This is a genomic window from Clostridium lamae, from assembly GCF_033043255.1.
Lineage (GTDB): Bacteria > Bacillota > Clostridia > Clostridiales > Clostridiaceae > Clostridium > Clostridium lamae.
Genome location: NZ_JASCQJ010000006.1, coordinates 1 through 14598 on the forward strand (window position 1 = coordinate 1; position 14598 = coordinate 14598).

General features: G+C 28.5%; 12 protein-coding genes. 9 read left to right on the forward strand and 3 right to left on the reverse strand.

What is annotated here, in order from left to right:
- The first annotated feature begins 515 nt into the window (after positions 1-515).
- The 4 genes from QK892_RS04750 to QK892_RS04765 all read left to right on the forward strand — a co-directional run bounded on the left by QK892_RS04750 (position 516) and on the right by QK892_RS04765 (position 5950).
- Complete coding sequence (locus tag QK892_RS04750; protein ID WP_317272388.1) at positions 516-1565, forward strand: carbamoyl phosphate synthase small subunit; 1050 nt, start codon at positions 516-518, stop codon at positions 1563-1565.
- Between the two features lie 12 nt (positions 1566-1577).
- Positions 1578-4784, forward strand: a complete 3207-nt coding sequence (gene carB / locus QK892_RS04755) for a carbamoyl-phosphate synthase large subunit (protein WP_317272389.1) — start codon at positions 1578-1580, stop codon at positions 4782-4784.
- A 124-nt stretch (positions 4785-4908) separates the two neighbouring features.
- A complete protein-coding gene (locus QK892_RS04760) occupies positions 4909-5472 on the forward strand; it encodes a GNAT family N-acetyltransferase (protein ID WP_317272390.1) in 564 nt (187 codons plus the stop codon).
- 184 nt (positions 5473-5656) lie between these two features.
- A complete protein-coding gene (locus QK892_RS04765; protein ID WP_317272391.1) occupies positions 5657-5950 on the forward strand; it encodes a hypothetical protein in 294 nt (97 codons plus the stop codon).
- An 83-nt stretch (positions 5951-6033) separates the two neighbouring features.
- Here QK892_RS04765 and QK892_RS04770 read toward each other — a convergent pair whose 3' ends face one another.
- The 3 genes from QK892_RS04770 to QK892_RS04780 form a co-directional block, all read right to left on the reverse strand.
- On the reverse strand, positions 6034-7293 hold the full coding sequence (locus QK892_RS04770) for a sensor histidine kinase (protein ID WP_317272392.1): 1260 nt from the start codon (positions 7291-7293) through the stop codon (positions 6034-6036).
- 70 nt (positions 7294-7363) lie between these two features.
- Positions 7364-9259: a type I glutamate--ammonia ligase gene (locus QK892_RS04775; protein ID WP_317272393.1), complete on the reverse strand. Its 1896-nt coding sequence runs from the start codon at positions 9257-9259 to the stop codon at positions 7364-7366.
- A 157-nt stretch (positions 9260-9416) separates the two neighbouring features.
- Entirely contained in the window at positions 9417-11168 is a 1752-nt protein-coding gene (locus QK892_RS04780) for a MutS-related protein (RefSeq protein WP_317272394.1), read from the reverse strand.
- Between the two features lie 183 nt (positions 11169-11351).
- Here QK892_RS04780 and murI point away from each other — a divergent pair, with 183 nt between their 5' ends.
- From murI to QK892_RS04805, 5 genes are all read left to right on the forward strand, one after another.
- Entirely contained in the window at positions 11352-12128 is a 777-nt protein-coding gene (murI, locus tag QK892_RS04785) for a glutamate racemase (RefSeq protein ID WP_317272395.1), read from the forward strand.
- A 205-nt stretch (positions 12129-12333) separates the two neighbouring features.
- On the forward strand, positions 12334-12603 hold the full coding sequence (locus QK892_RS04790) for an STAS-like domain-containing protein (RefSeq protein ID WP_317272396.1): 270 nt from the start codon (positions 12334-12336) through the stop codon (positions 12601-12603).
- 281 nt (positions 12604-12884) lie between these two features.
- Positions 12885-13409, forward strand: coding sequence for a peptidylprolyl isomerase (locus QK892_RS04795; RefSeq protein WP_317272397.1), 525 nt, complete (start codon positions 12885-12887; stop codon positions 13407-13409).
- Positions 13410-13435: 26 nt separating this feature from the next.
- Entirely contained in the window at positions 13436-13804 is a 369-nt protein-coding gene (locus QK892_RS04800) for a DUF3783 domain-containing protein (RefSeq protein ID WP_317272398.1), read from the forward strand.
- The gene (locus QK892_RS04805; RefSeq protein ID WP_317272399.1) at positions 13805-14491 is read left to right on the forward strand and encodes a helix-turn-helix domain-containing protein; all 687 of its coding nucleotides are present in this window, start codon (positions 13805-13807) and stop codon (positions 14489-14491) included.
- Positions 14492-14598: the final 107 nt, after the last annotated feature.

Here is a 14598-nt window from a genome sequence, read left to right on the forward strand (position 1 = left end):
GTAATGGTATAAAAATAAATAAATATGAATAAATATTCATAAGGTGTTTAAAAAAAAGTGGTTTTATTGTATCATAGATAATAGAGAAATAATATTGAACTTATCTGCTATCAAGTATTTATATCAGAATTATTTTGTGAAATAAGTAGTTGGAATATTTTTAAATATATTACTATTGTATAATTATTAATAATAAATTCCTTGACAGATATATTTATAAAATATAAAATAATATAAAAAGATAATTGAATTTTATATCAAGTTAAAAAGTACACTTTAAATTGGTCCTGTGAGGCCAGAAAGGGAGTATGTATTTATGTTATATTTATATTCACAAAATAATTGCATAGCAATGTCAGTTAGGACTTTTTCTAATACTGATATTAAATATAGAAGGATAGTAGGGAGAAAACGTTAGTTTAGTTGTCTCCTTAGTATCCTTTTTGTTTTAGTAAGATAAGCTTTTATGAAGTGTATTTTTAGCTATATATATTTATATTTTAGGAGGGCTAAATATGAAAGGGAAGCTAATATTAGAAAATGGTATGATATTTGAAGGCAAAGCTTTCGGATATTTAAAAGACAGTATAGGGGAAGTAGTATTTACTACAGGAATGACAGGCTATCAAGAGGTTTTAACTGATCCATCCTATTATGGACAGATTGTTACTATGACTTATCCCCTTATAGGTAATTATGGAATAAACTTAGAGGATATGGAATCAAAGACACCAAAGGTTAAAGGATTTATAGTAAGAGAAAAATGTAATTTTCCTAATAACTTTAGATGTGAAATGGATCTTGAAAGTTATTTAAAACAAAATAAGATAATAGGATTAGAAGGTATAGATACTAGAGCATTAACTAAGGTATTAAGAAATTATGGAACTATGAAGGGGATGATCTCTTTAGAAGATATTACTTTAGAAGATGTTAAAGAAAGAGTAGATGGCTTTTCAAATAAGAATGCAGTTAGTATGGTAACTACAAAAGAGAAGTACACTGTAGAAGGAAAAGGAAAGCATATAGCAATAATAGATTTTGGAATAAAGGAAAATATAATTAGAAACTTTAAAAAGAGAGACTGTAGATTAACAGTATTCCCAATGAATGCAACCGCAGAAGAAATTTTAGAGGTAAATCCAGACTTAGTGTTTTTATCAAATGGGCCAGGAGATCCAGAAGATTTGGGAGATGTAATAACAAATATTAAAAAGTTAGTAGGAGAGAAACCGTTAGCTGGTATATGTTTAGGACATCAGATTTTAGCATTAACCTTAGGTGGTACAACTACTAAATTGAAATTTGGTCATAGAGGGTGTAATCATCCAGTTAAGGATTTAGAAGAAAATAAGGTTCATATTACATCACAAAACCATGGATATGTTGTTGAGACATTACCAGAAGATGTTGTAGCAACTCATATTAATATTAATGATGGAACTATTGAAGGAATGAAGCATATAAAACTTCCTATATTCTCAGTTCAATTTCATCCAGAAGCTGCAGCAGGGCCACAGGATAGCCAGTATATATTTAATAAGTTTTTAAAGTATGCACTATAGGAGGGTTTAGATATGCCATTAAATAAAGATATTAAAAAAGTTTTAGTTATAGGGTCAGGACCAATAGTTATAGGACAAGCAGCAGAGTTTGATTATTCAGGAACTCAAGCATGCCAGGCATTAAAAGAAGAAGGAATAGAAGTAGTATTAGTAAATTCAAACCCAGCTACTATTATGACTGATGCAGAAGTTGCTGATAAGATTTATATAGAACCATTAACAGTAGAATTTTTAGAAAAGGTCATTGAAAAGGAAAGACCTGATAGTATGATTACAGGAATGGGAGGTCAAACAGGACTGAACTTAGCTGTAGAATTATATGAAGCTGGAATTTTAGAAAAATATGATGTAAAAGTAATTGGTACATCTATTCAATCTATCAAAGAAGGGGAAGATAGAGAGCTTTTCAGAGATATGATGAATAGGATTAATGAGCCAGTTATCCAAAGTGAAATAATAACACAAATGGAAGCTGGAATTAGATATGCAGAGCAAATAGGTTATCCAGTAATAGTTAGACCAGCCTATACACTAGGAGGAACTGGTGGAGGAATAGCTGATAATGAATCAGAGCTTAGAGAAATATTAGCGTCAGGATTACAGCTAAGTACTATTGGGCAAGTTTTGTTAGAAAAGTCAGTTAAGGGATGGAAAGAAATAGAGTATGAAGTAATGAGGGACTCTTATGGAAACTGTATTACCGTATGTAATATGGAAAACATTGACCCAGTAGGAATTCATACTGGAGATAGTATAGTTGTAGCACCATCACAAACTTTATCAGATAAAGAATATCAGATGCTTAGAACTTCAGCAATTAATATAATAAATGCTGTAGGAATTGAAGGAGGATGTAATGTACAATTTGCATTAAATCCAAATTCATTTGAATATGCAGTAATAGAAATTAATCCTAGAGTTTCAAGATCATCGGCTCTAGCATCTAAGGCGACAGGATATCCAATAGCTAAACTTGCTGCAAAGATAGCTTTAGGATATGGATTAGATGAAATTAAAAATGCAGTTACTCAAAAGACATATGCATGTTTTGAGCCAACATTAGATTATGTAGTAGTTAAGATTCCAAAGTGGCCATTTGACAAATTCTTTACTGCAAACAGAGCCTTAGGAACTAAGATGATGGCAACTGGAGAAATAATGGCGATAGGTGCTAATTTAGAAGCAGCATTGTTAAAGGGAATAAGAAGCTTAGAAATAGGAAAATATTCATTAGATCATCCTAAGTTTAAAAAACTAAGTATTCAGGAATTAAAGTCAATAGTAGTTAAACCAGATGATGAAAGATTATTTGCTTTAGCGGAAATGATAAGAAGAGATTATAGAATTGAAAGTATAGCGAAAATAACAGGAATAGATATATTCTTCTTAGAAAAATTTAAGTGGATAGTAGAAGAGGAAACTAGATTAAAGCTAGGCAAAATAGAGGATTTAGATAAAGAATGGTTATTAAATTTAAAGAAAAAGGGATTCTCAGATAAGGCTATAGCAGACATGCTTAGAGTTGATCCTGAAGATGTTTATAGATTAAGAAGTATATGGAATATCAAGCCTGCATATAAGATGGTTGACACTTGTGGTGGAGAATTTGAAGCCTTATCACCATACTATTATTCAACTTATGAACAATATGATGAGGTAGAAGTATCTGATAACAAAAAAGTAATAGTTATAGGATCAGGGCCAATAAGAATAGGACAAGGTATAGAATTTGATTATGCTTCAGTACACTGTGTAAAATCATTAAAGAAAATGGGAATTGAAACTATAATAATTAATAATAATCCAGAGACAGTAAGTACAGACTTTAATATTTCTGATAAGTTATATTTTGAACCATTAACGGAAGAGGATGTTCTAAATATAATTGAAAAAGAAAATCCATGTGGAGTTATACTTCAATTTGGAGGTCAAACAGCCATTAAGCTTGCTAATTTCTTAAAGGAAAAAGGAATTAAAACTTTAGGAACTACAGCAGATCAAATAGATATGGCCGAGGATAGAGAGAAATTTGATGAATTATTAGAAAGTTTAGGAATAGATAGACCAAAAGGCAAGGGTATTTGGTCAATAGAAGAGGGCTTAGAAGAAGCAAGGAGATTAGGATTCCCAGTATTGGTAAGACCATCTTATGTCTTGGGTGGACAAGGTATGGAAATTACACATGATGAGGATGAATTAAAATACTATTTAAATAATGCTTTTGCTAAGGATAGCAAGAACCCAATTTTAGTAGATAAATATTTAATGGGTAGAGAAATAGAAGTTGATGCTATATCAGATGGAGAAGAAATATTAATTCCAGGAATTATGGAGCATCTAGAAAGAGCTGGAGTTCACTCAGGAGATTCAGTTACGATGTATCCAAGCCAAAATATAAGTAAAAAAATTAAGGATAAAGTATTAGAGTACACAAAGAAAATAGCAATTGCTATAGGAATAAAAGGTATGATTAATATTCAGTTTATAGAGTTTGAAGGGCAGCTTTATATAATAGAAGTTAATCCAAGGGCATCAAGAACTGTTCCATATATAAGTAAGGTAAGTAAGGTGCCGATAGTAGATTTAGCTACAAAGGTAATGCTAGGATATAAGTTAAGAGATTTAGGATATGGAGTAGGTGTGTACAAAGAACCAGAGTTAGTATCTGTTAAGGTGCCAGTATTCTCAACTCAAAAGCTTCCTAAAGTGGAAGTTTCATTAGGGCCTGAAATGAAATCTACAGGAGAAGTATTAGGCATAGGAAGAAATATTAAAGAAGCATTATACAAGGGATTTGTAGCAGGGAATATGTACCCTTCAAATAAAATAGGAAAGATATTAGCAACTATTAAAGAACATGATAAGAAAGAATTTTTACCAATAGCAAAGATGCTATCAGCTGCAGGATATAAATTTGTTGCAACTAAAGGAACAGCAAAGCTATTAAGTGAAGCTGATATAGAAGTTGAAGTAGTAAGGAAGTTACATGAAGAGAAACCAAATATATTAGATACAATTAAGAATGGAGAAATTGATTTAGTTGTAAATACTCCAACAAAGGGTAATGACTCTAATAGAGATGGATTCTTAATAAGAAGAGCTGCAGTAGAAAGAAATATAGGTGTAATAACAGCGTTAGATACATTAAGAGCAATAGCAGAAGTTATGGTGCAAGAAATAGATAAAAAGGATTTAGAGGTATTTGATATAACAAAATAAGACCATATATTTTTAATAAGAAAGAGGCTTCATATTAAAAAAGCCTCTTTTTAATATTATTCTAGGTTTATAATAAGCTTAGAAGGTATTTAAAAATTAATGAATTTATGAGGGAGATAGATAAATGGAAAAGTATAAAATGAGTTGGCAGAAAGATGGCATTGTTTTACGTTCCTTTCAGCATGGACAAGCAGATAAGTATTATAAGGATTGCTTCCAAGTACCAGATGAAGAGGTAGATAGATTAACTGGCTCCAGTGGTAATCTTAACTATGAAGGAGTAGTTAATTATTATAATAGAATTGTGGATGATACAGATAGATATGATTTTATGATTATTGATTCAGAAGGAAGATTTATTGGAGAAAGTGTTATTAATGAAATAGATTGGGAATTAAAATCTGCAAATTTTAGAATTGTTATTTTTAGAAAGGAAGGCCGTTCAAAGGGGATAGGTTCATGGGTAGTAAAAGCTACTAGGGATTTTGCTTTTGAATATTTAAATCTTCATAGATTAGAACTGGAAGTGTTTGCATTTAATCCAAGGGCGAAAAGAGCTTATGAAAAAGCTGGATTTAAAGTTGAAGGAGTAAAGAAAGAAGCTATTCTTAATGGAGATAAATATGATGATGTTATTATTATGGCTATTTTAAAAGATGAGTGGAAGGCAATTAAGGAGTTAGAATAATTATTAAAGATACTAATTTTAGAAATATAATTTAATGTAATTATATTTCTAAAATTATATTTACATAAATTTCTAAACAGATATTTTTTAATAAATATTTACAAAAATAGAGCCAAAATCATTGACAATGAACATGTGTTCGGTTAATATAAATATAGAACTTGTGTTTGGTTGGAGGGTCGTAATGAATAATGATGTTTTTGTAAAGTTAAATTATAAAACAATTGGAGAATTTAAGAGCTTAATAGTAGATAGACAACATAGAGATTATGATAATGATAAATATATGATTTGCACTGGGAAGTATGATAAGGATGGCTGGACATTTGTATTTAAAGCAAACAGCCTAAAAGAAGCAGAGGAGTTTATTAATAAAAACTCTATAAAAAAAAGAAATATAATTAGCAAAAGAAGAATTATAGAAGACAACATCTCACTAATTAATAGTGATAAAATACATATTCCAGCTTGGATATAAAAGAAGGACTCAATTTTTTGAGTCCTTATTTTATATAAAAAACTGTATGTACTAGAAGTATGTGTCATTTATAAGGAAATATATTAATTATTTAATATGAAGGGTAACTTAATAGTAAATGTAGTCAAATCTTTATTACTGCTTACACTGATACTTCCATTACAATTATCAATTATTTCCTTAGTTATGTATAAGCCGAAGCCATTATCGCCATTTTTATTTTCCTTGGTTGAAAAGCCTTCTTCAAAAATTTTTTCAATAATATCTTTACTTATTTCAGGTCCATTATTTTGTATATGTATAATTATATGATTATAGTTATAATAACTTTTTATTATTAGTAGTCCTTTTCCGTCTAGTGCTTCAACAGAGTTTCTAATAATATTAGAAATGATTCTTTGAAGATCTAATTCACTTATATTTGCATGCTTTAATTCAGCATTTTCATCTATAAGGACATCTACATCTTTTAAATCAGTTGAGTTTACCACTTGGGATATAAGGGATAAATCAGAACTTATAACTTTTACTTTAGATGAAATATCATGTCCTTCTATTATCCCTTTTAGTAATTCACCTAATTTTTCATAGTTCCCCATAAGATAGGCCCCATATAAGTAGGAGATTTGTGAACCATAATCATGCTTAATTTTTTTTAATTCATTAATTTTTTTTGCTAACTCTCTATTTAATCTATTAATTTCTTTAGCTTTTTTATCTATACTTGCAAAATAGATAGTAATAAAGATAATAAATGCTGCTAAAAAAACAAATATTATTTCTTTAAAAATTGGATTATCTTTATCATTAGAAATAAATAAAAATGATATTGTAAAATCCAGAACTAAAGTAGTAATTATTAATGTAAATATTGAAGAAATTCTTGATCTAATAATTAGTCCTATTTTAAATAGGAATTTCATATTTTTTAATACTAAATATGAAATAAAAAATTGAGGTAGATACATTATTAATATGTTTGCATATGTTACATCTACATTTGTATTATTTATTACAAACATAAATGAAGAAAAAGTTAGAATTACAGTTAGTCCGATTAATAAATAAACTATGGTAAATCCAATGGTTGCTCCAAGTTTATCATTCTTATAAGCAAATCCAACTAAGAATACTAATTCAGCAATATGTATAATTATAATAGATAAACTAGAATTACCGAGTGCTTTGGTAACTATTGTAATAAGTAACCAAAGTATAATTGATAATAGAATTATTTGCTTTTTACTTTTTTTATAATTTTTATTAACGCAATAATTTGCAGAGATTACAAACATAATGCTTTGAAGAATACTATTTATAGTATCAATTAATCCTGTATACATAATTTTCTGTCCTTCTATCGTAAGTATATATATAAAAAGAGCTGGTTTTAAACAGCTCTTTCAAAGTTTTTTAAATATCTAATAGATTTTTAATATAATCACTATAAAGATCTCTTAACTTTTTCATATTATCTTCTAATTCAATAAGTAGAGTAGAAGCTAAAGAATAGTCTTCAGTTGAAATAGCATCCTTAATACGAGTAAATAACCCTTTTGAAGTATAGGTATCCTTCATTATATAATGTCTTAAATTATTTATCGTCATCCAGTTAGATATATCAAGATCTAGTGCATTATTAGAATGTACTAATTTAAAGCTTCTAATTTCATTTGAGTGATTTAATATAATTCTATGAATTATATCAGTAGTCCATCTTTGAATTATTGCAAGTTTAAAGCTATTTATTAATTGATCGCTGAAAACATCATTTCTCTTTAATACTTTTAATTTCTCTGAATAGTTATCTAATTGTATTAGATTTTCATAAACTGTAGCAGGTGCTTTTCCAAAATAAGAATCTCTTTCTTTATCACTATAGAATTCAAATACATCTTCTTCGCTTCTATAGGCTCTATCTTTTTCTAAATAACTTGCATCTTCTCCTGCATTTTTAGAAAGCTCTGCTAAAAGTTCTTCTTCAGTTTTGTTATTTTCTAGTGCATAAATGATTCCATCAAGCATAGACATATATGAAACTGCAAGAGTTAAATATATATTACTATGTGGATTTGGAGATCTAAGTTCAAATCTCGTTGCTAGAGGATTTGCTAAATCTCGTATTAGGCCTATTAGTATTGTTCTATTTCTAGATGGATTATCAGGAGACACACCTAGTGAAGTAACTATACATATTGGTGCTTCAAAACCTGGCCTTAATCTCTTAAAGGCGCCGTTAGTAGTAGATATAAATGGATTCATTATTTCATAGTTTTTTAAGACACCCATTATAGCACCATAGCCTATTGTACTTAAGAAATCTTCTTTTGTAGCGTGGAATAAATTAATTCTTTTTCCGTTCTTTAATTTTAAACTAACACCTAAGTGAACATGCATCCCTGAGCCTGCTACATCATCAATAGGTTTAGGTTTAAATGTAACATCTAATCCATATCTTCTAAAAGTTTCTTGAGTTAGAATTTTTACAAATATTTCGTTATCTGCGGCTTGAACTGCATCAGCATATTTCCAATCTATTTCAAGTTGTTCCATTATATGATTAAATTGTCCGTTATGATCTAATTGAGATTTTACTCCACCAACTTCTTTATGTCCCATTTCTGGTTCAAAGCCGTACTCTTCCATAAGTAAAAGAGTTTCTTCAAGAGCGGTTCTTACAGATCCTTTAGTTCTTGTCCAGTATTGTTCTTGTAAAACTTGAGAAGTAGATAATTCTTCAATGTGAGCTTTTTCATTTGGAGTCTTCACCCAAAACTCTAATTCTGTTGCAGAAGTGATAATTATTTCATCAATATTATCATAAGTAATTTTAAAAGGCTTCAGTGTTTCAGGTTTATTTTTAAAGATATCTAAAAGAGTTGATTTAAAAGTGCTTATTGCAGAGTGCAAAATATTTCTTGAGCATACAGGTTTATTATTATGAATTAAGAATGAAGGGATTCTAAGGGTGCCGACAGGTTTATTAGTAAAGGAGTCAATATGCTCGTAATTATAATCAACAAACCAATTGGCATTAATGTCAGCCACCATATCTACTTTTGCGTCATTTAAAGTAGCTATTCCAGGAAGTACAACTGAAGAACCATCTGTCTGAATAGCAACTCCATTTAAGAATGAATCTATATCATCTAGAAAAAGCCTAGAAGGAATTTTTTCATCAGTATCATTTCCTGATAAATCTATTCCAACGATAGATACAAACTTTATTTCAGGGTGTTCATTAAATATTGTAAATAGATCTTCTTTATTGTGTTTTGTTTTTGGGATTAAATAGATTAAATCTTTCATAAAAATCTTTCTTGCCGAATTATAACAAGAAAATAGTCACTTCCTTTCATGTATAATCGAATGATTAAGTGGTATAGACATCATAACATTCGTGAAATCAAACAATTTATAAAGAAATTCTATTATATACAGTGTATCGTGTCAATAATTAAATTTACTAAATTTTAAAAATATTTTTATTTGAATTAATAATTATTTCTTTTGGATATCCTAAAAAGTCCAAAAGTTTAATAGCATTTCCAGTATTACAAATTCCTTCTTTTAATTTAAAATCAAAAGTTAATCCTTCATTTTCATCTATATCTTCACAGAAGTAGTATCTTAAATATTTATCATCACAACTTTCAGCTAATTCTAAATCATGAGTTGCAACCATAGAAATGGCATTTCTATTCATAATATATTTTAAAATTTCCTTAGAAGCTGATATTCTTTCTATAGGGTTAGTTCCTTTGAATATTTCATCTATTATACAGAAGGCAGGAATAGGATTATCTAAGGAATTTAATATCCTAAGAACCGAATTGCATTCCTCTAAATAATAGCTAGTACCTGATAAAACATCATCAGATAAACTTAATGAAGATATAACTCTAAAGAAAGAACCATGATATTCATCACAAAGACTCATTGAAAGAGATTGTGATAATAATATGTTTGTAGCTAAAGTTCTCATGAAAGTTGATTTACCAGACATATTTGATCCGGTTAAAATTACTCCCTTACCTTTTAAGGTAATACTATTAGGTACACCATTTTCTAACAATGGATGAACTACATTTTTAACTATTAAGGTTTTATCATCATTATTTAGAAATTCTGGAATACAGTAATTGTTCACTCTACATCTATAGGAAGCCACTGAAATATATGCTTCTAAATTTCCTACTAATGCATATAGTTCTATTAGATTTTGTCTGTTATTTTTAATTATGTTGATGATTGAGTAATATGAACGGATTTTAGTTAAGAAGAATCCATTTATTGTTTCAATAAATATATCTAATTCACTGGAAGTGTAGATATATTTTGTTTTGCTATCTATTTTAGAAAGTGGGACAAGAAGCTTATTTATTTTTTCTATATAATCATTTAAAACTTCATCTTCTAATTTAGATATTTCTTTAGCTGCTCTTATAAAGTTTCCTAAGTATTGAAGTGAGGAAAGTTCATATTCAATTTCAGAAGCTGTTTTCATTGATATAAGCATATAGATGACAAAGATTCCAAGGAAGATTGATATATATTTAGAGCCAAAAATAAAGAAACAAATTAATACTATTAATGAAGAAAGAGCTATGAGATTAAATAGTAAAACCTTTGCTTTGCTAACATTAGCCTCTGTATTAAATAATTTAAATATATCGCCTTTTCTTTGTCTACCAAGGTTAGATAGAATTTGTTGAATATTACCTCTAAGATTTTTATCTTTAATAAATTTTTCAATTATGTTATTTCTTTTATTAATAGATTCAGTAGTTAGTTTTGGTGTTCTTAACAAATAATATAGCATTTGTTCTCCTGGAGTTGATGAGCATATACTTATTTCTGCTAATAAGTCATCAATATTTAAATCATAGGCTGTTTGATCGTCTATAGTATAAAAATCTTTTTCATTTATATTATTAGGACCATACTCTTTATAAAACGCATGAATTTTTTTGAAATTAAGTTTATTATCATAAGCTTCAGGCCAGGAATTAATTAAATATTTAATTTCATTAAGTTTTTTAGATTTATCATAGAATCTAGAGGATAGAATTACTAGCAAAACAAATAATGCAATTCCTATTTGATATGCTCTACCACCAACAGATGGACCTATTTTAAATGTTAAGTAAATTATTATTGCTGATGATATTAATGAAGAGTAAGTAAGGATCTTGTAATAGAGTAAATTCTTTTTCATAGTGTACCTCCAAGTTAAGATTAATTTAAGAGTATATTAAAAATATAATAAATGAAATTTGCTTTGCTATTTATAATTATAACATTTAATTCCAAATTTCTATTGCAAATAATAAATTTATAGATTTATCATTGAGAAAGGTATAAAATAAAAAGTAGAATTAAAGAAAATGGAGTGAGATAATTGGACAATAAGAATAGGCCAATAGGTTTTTTTGATTCAGGAGTTGGTGGTTTAAGCGTATTGAAAGAAGCAATAAAGTTAATGCCTAATGAGGATTATATATATTTTGGAGATGCAAAGAATGCTCCCTACGGTATGAAGAGTGTAGAGGAGGTAAGGCGTTTAACTTTTAATGCAGTAGAGTTCCTATTAAGCAAGGGAGTTAAAGGAATTGCTATAGCCTGCAATACAGCAACTAGTGCAGCTGTAGCTGATTTAAGAAAGGTATATCCTGATTTACCTTTAGTGGGAATAGAGCCAGCTTTAAAGCCAGCTGTTGAACTTAATAACGATGGAGATATATTAATAATGGCAACAGCTATGACATTAAAAGAAGAAAAATTTAAAAATTTAATGGATAGATATAAAGAAAGTGCATCAATTATTCCAGTGCCATGCCCAGGCCTTGTAGAGTTTATCGAAGCAGGAAAGTATGAAGGAAAAGATGTAGAAGAGTACCTTATAGAAAAAATAAATACATATAGAAATGGAAAGATATCCACTATAGTATTAGGCTGTACTCATTATCCATTCATAAAAAATACTTTAATGAAGATAGTTGGTGAAGAGGTAAAAATTATAGATGGAGGGTTTGGAACATCTAAAGAACTAAGGAGAAGGCTAAGTGAGAAGAACTTATTATCTGAAAACACAAACAAAGGAAAAATTGAAATTATAAATTCATCTGATAATAGTGAGGCATTAGAATTAAGCTATAGATTGCTAAGAGAAGAGTAGTCTTCTTAACATAGGTCACAATTAAAAAATTAGAATTGTATTTAAAACTCCGAAAGGAGTTTTTTTCAATTTATTAAATAAGCAACTAAATGAAAAAAAATATATTGTTAAAATATTGACAAAATAAAAGCGGGTTGATATATTATAGTAAAGAGAATATTCAGAATATTTAAATAAATATTATTTCTTAAGGGGGGAATATCTTATGGAAATTAAGGTAAAAGAAATATTAGGAGAAGATATAACTATAGAAGATGCTATATTATTAAGAGAAATGATTAGAAATAATCTAAATGTTGGGGTTGAATTAGACTTTGAAGGATTCAAGAGAATTCCTACAACGTTTTTAAATATGTTATTTAGTGATCTTATTAATAGTTTCGGAAGAGACTTCATTTTCAAACAAGTTTACGTTAAAAATTTATCAAATTATACTGATTATTCAAGAGTTGTTTTAGGAACTACATTTCAATAAGATGATGGGATATAGAATATTATTAAAATTTATTAAGAAGAAGTTTAATTGTATGTTAAATTTCTTCTTATATTTTTATGAGCATATATTCGAAATAATAATATCTTAGCTAGATTCCTTTCGAATTTTAAGCCATAATTAAATATTGTTTTTACTTCCAAATAATATATAATTACTATAAGAGATAAATATATTATATTACCTAAATATTGTTATTAAAAGAATTGAAATAGTAAATCTGTTAATAATAAATAAGGATTTACATTGAAAGGAGATTTTATATGAAAAACCCAATAGTAACTATAAATATGGAAAATGGAGGAGTTATTAAAGCAGAGTTATATCCAGAAGTAGCTCCAAATACAGTTAGAAATTTTATAAGTTTAATAAATAAAGGATTTTATGATGGAGTTATATTTCATAGAGTAATACCTGGTTTTATGATACAAGGAGGATGCCCAAATGGAAATGGTATGGGTGGCCCAGGATACAGTATTAAAGGCGAATTCACAAGGAATGGATTCAAAAATGATTTGAAGCATTCAAAAGGAGTTCTTTCTATGGCAAGAACTATGGTTCATGATTCAGCTGGAAGTCAATTTTTTATAATGGTAGAAGATGCACCACATTTAGATAACCAATATGCTGCATTTGGAAAGGTTATAGAAGGGATGGAAGTTGCTGATAATATAGTGAAATCTAAGAGAGATTATAATGATAAGCCACTTGAAGATCAAAAAATGGTTAAGGTAACTGTTGATACATTTGGAGAAACTTATGAGGAGCCAGAAAAGGTAGGTAAATAGCTTAAAAAGGGGGAATAGAGAGGTATATGCTTAGTAATGATAAATGTATATTAATTTATAATGCACCAGAAAGTGAACTTAAAGAGTTAAGAAATGAAGGTTATAAGTTGATAGAAGTATCGAAAGAAATGACAGAAATGACCGTTTCTGATATATTACATGGACTAAGATTCGAGACTGTAAATGTAGAATTGCCAAATGAAACTGTTATTTTATTTAATTGCTTTTCAGATGAAGAAATTAAACTAGCTATAACAGGTATTAGACAAAGATTTAAGGGTGGAATCTTCGCAGCAGTTACCCCGACTTCAATTGAATGGAAATTTAGTTATTTGATTGAACATTTAATTGAGGAGAGGGAATGGTACTTAAAAAATCAGAAGGGAAGATCTTAAGTGAGTAGAGTTGGCGATAAGATAAAGGAAGCTAGAATAAAAAATGGATTGAGTCAAAAGGCTTTAGCGAAGAAACTAGGAGTTGCAGAAAAATTTATTAACGAAGTTGAAATAGGAAGAAGAATAGCTCAAGAATCTTTTATTGAAAAAGCATCAAAGGTATTAAAAGCAGATTTAAATGACGTTAGTATGGTTGTAACAGATGAATCTTTATTGGAGGAGAGAAAGGCTATAAAACAAGTGAAGAATAGTTTTTCTGAAAAGCACAATAATGCAAATAATGATGAGGTCTGGACTAATGCTTTTTCATCTGTATTAAAAAATGTGCCTATATTTGACTATACTTTAAAAAATAATAAGGGATTTAAAGAATTACCTATTCATTCAAATAAGGTTGAAGGCTTTGCTCAAGATAAGGTTCTATATATAGAGATTCAAGATGATGAAATGTCTGGATTTAGAATGTTAAAAGGAGATTTAGCTTTTGCAAGTCTAGTTAAGGAACCAAGTAATAATGGAATCTTCTTAGTGGACTACAAAGGGAAGAGAGCTATAAGACAAATAAAATTACTAGGTAATTCAAAGGTTTTATTAGTCAGTAATGGAGGAAGCCTCTTAACTGAAACTATGAATTTGAATGAACTTTCAGTATTGGCTAAGCTTGAAAGGCTAGAAATAAAGTTATAGTCATATGTTATAAGACATGTATATTGATATTTAATATATTTTATTGCATAAATTTTATAATTGTTTATTAAAAAGAGATGAATATAAATTTCATCTCTTTTTTTTCG

What these genes read in the sequence shown, in the direction of transcription:
- QK892_RS04780 (WP_317272394.1), bottom strand. Translation starts at nt 11,168, where the DNA reads ATGAAAAAGAATTTACTCTATTACAAGATCCTTACTTACTCTTCATTA.
- carB (WP_317272389.1), top strand. Translation starts at nt 1,578, where the DNA reads ATGCCATTAAATAAAGATATTAAAAAAGTTTTAGTTATAGGGTCAGGA.
- QK892_RS04790 (WP_317272396.1), top strand. Translation starts at nt 12,334, where the DNA reads ATGGAAATTAAGGTAAAAGAAATATTAGGAGAAGATATAACTATAGAA.
- QK892_RS04795 (WP_317272397.1), top strand. Translation starts at nt 12,885, where the DNA reads ATGAAAAACCCAATAGTAACTATAAATATGGAAAATGGAGGAGTTATT.
- QK892_RS04775 (WP_317272393.1), bottom strand. Translation starts at nt 9,259, where the DNA reads ATGAAAGATTTAATCTATTTAATCCCAAAAACAAAACACAATAAAGAA.
- QK892_RS04800 (WP_317272398.1), top strand. Translation starts at nt 13,436, where the DNA reads ATGCTTAGTAATGATAAATGTATATTAATTTATAATGCACCAGAAAGT.
- QK892_RS04770 (WP_317272392.1), bottom strand. Translation starts at nt 7,293, where the DNA reads ATGTATACAGGATTAATTGATACTATAAATAGTATTCTTCAAAGCATT.
- QK892_RS04750 (WP_317272388.1), top strand. Translation starts at nt 516, where the DNA reads ATGAAAGGGAAGCTAATATTAGAAAATGGTATGATATTTGAAGGCAAA.
- QK892_RS04760 (WP_317272390.1), top strand. Translation starts at nt 4,909, where the DNA reads ATGGAAAAGTATAAAATGAGTTGGCAGAAAGATGGCATTGTTTTACGT.
- QK892_RS04765 (WP_317272391.1), top strand. Translation starts at nt 5,657, where the DNA reads ATGAATAATGATGTTTTTGTAAAGTTAAATTATAAAACAATTGGAGAA.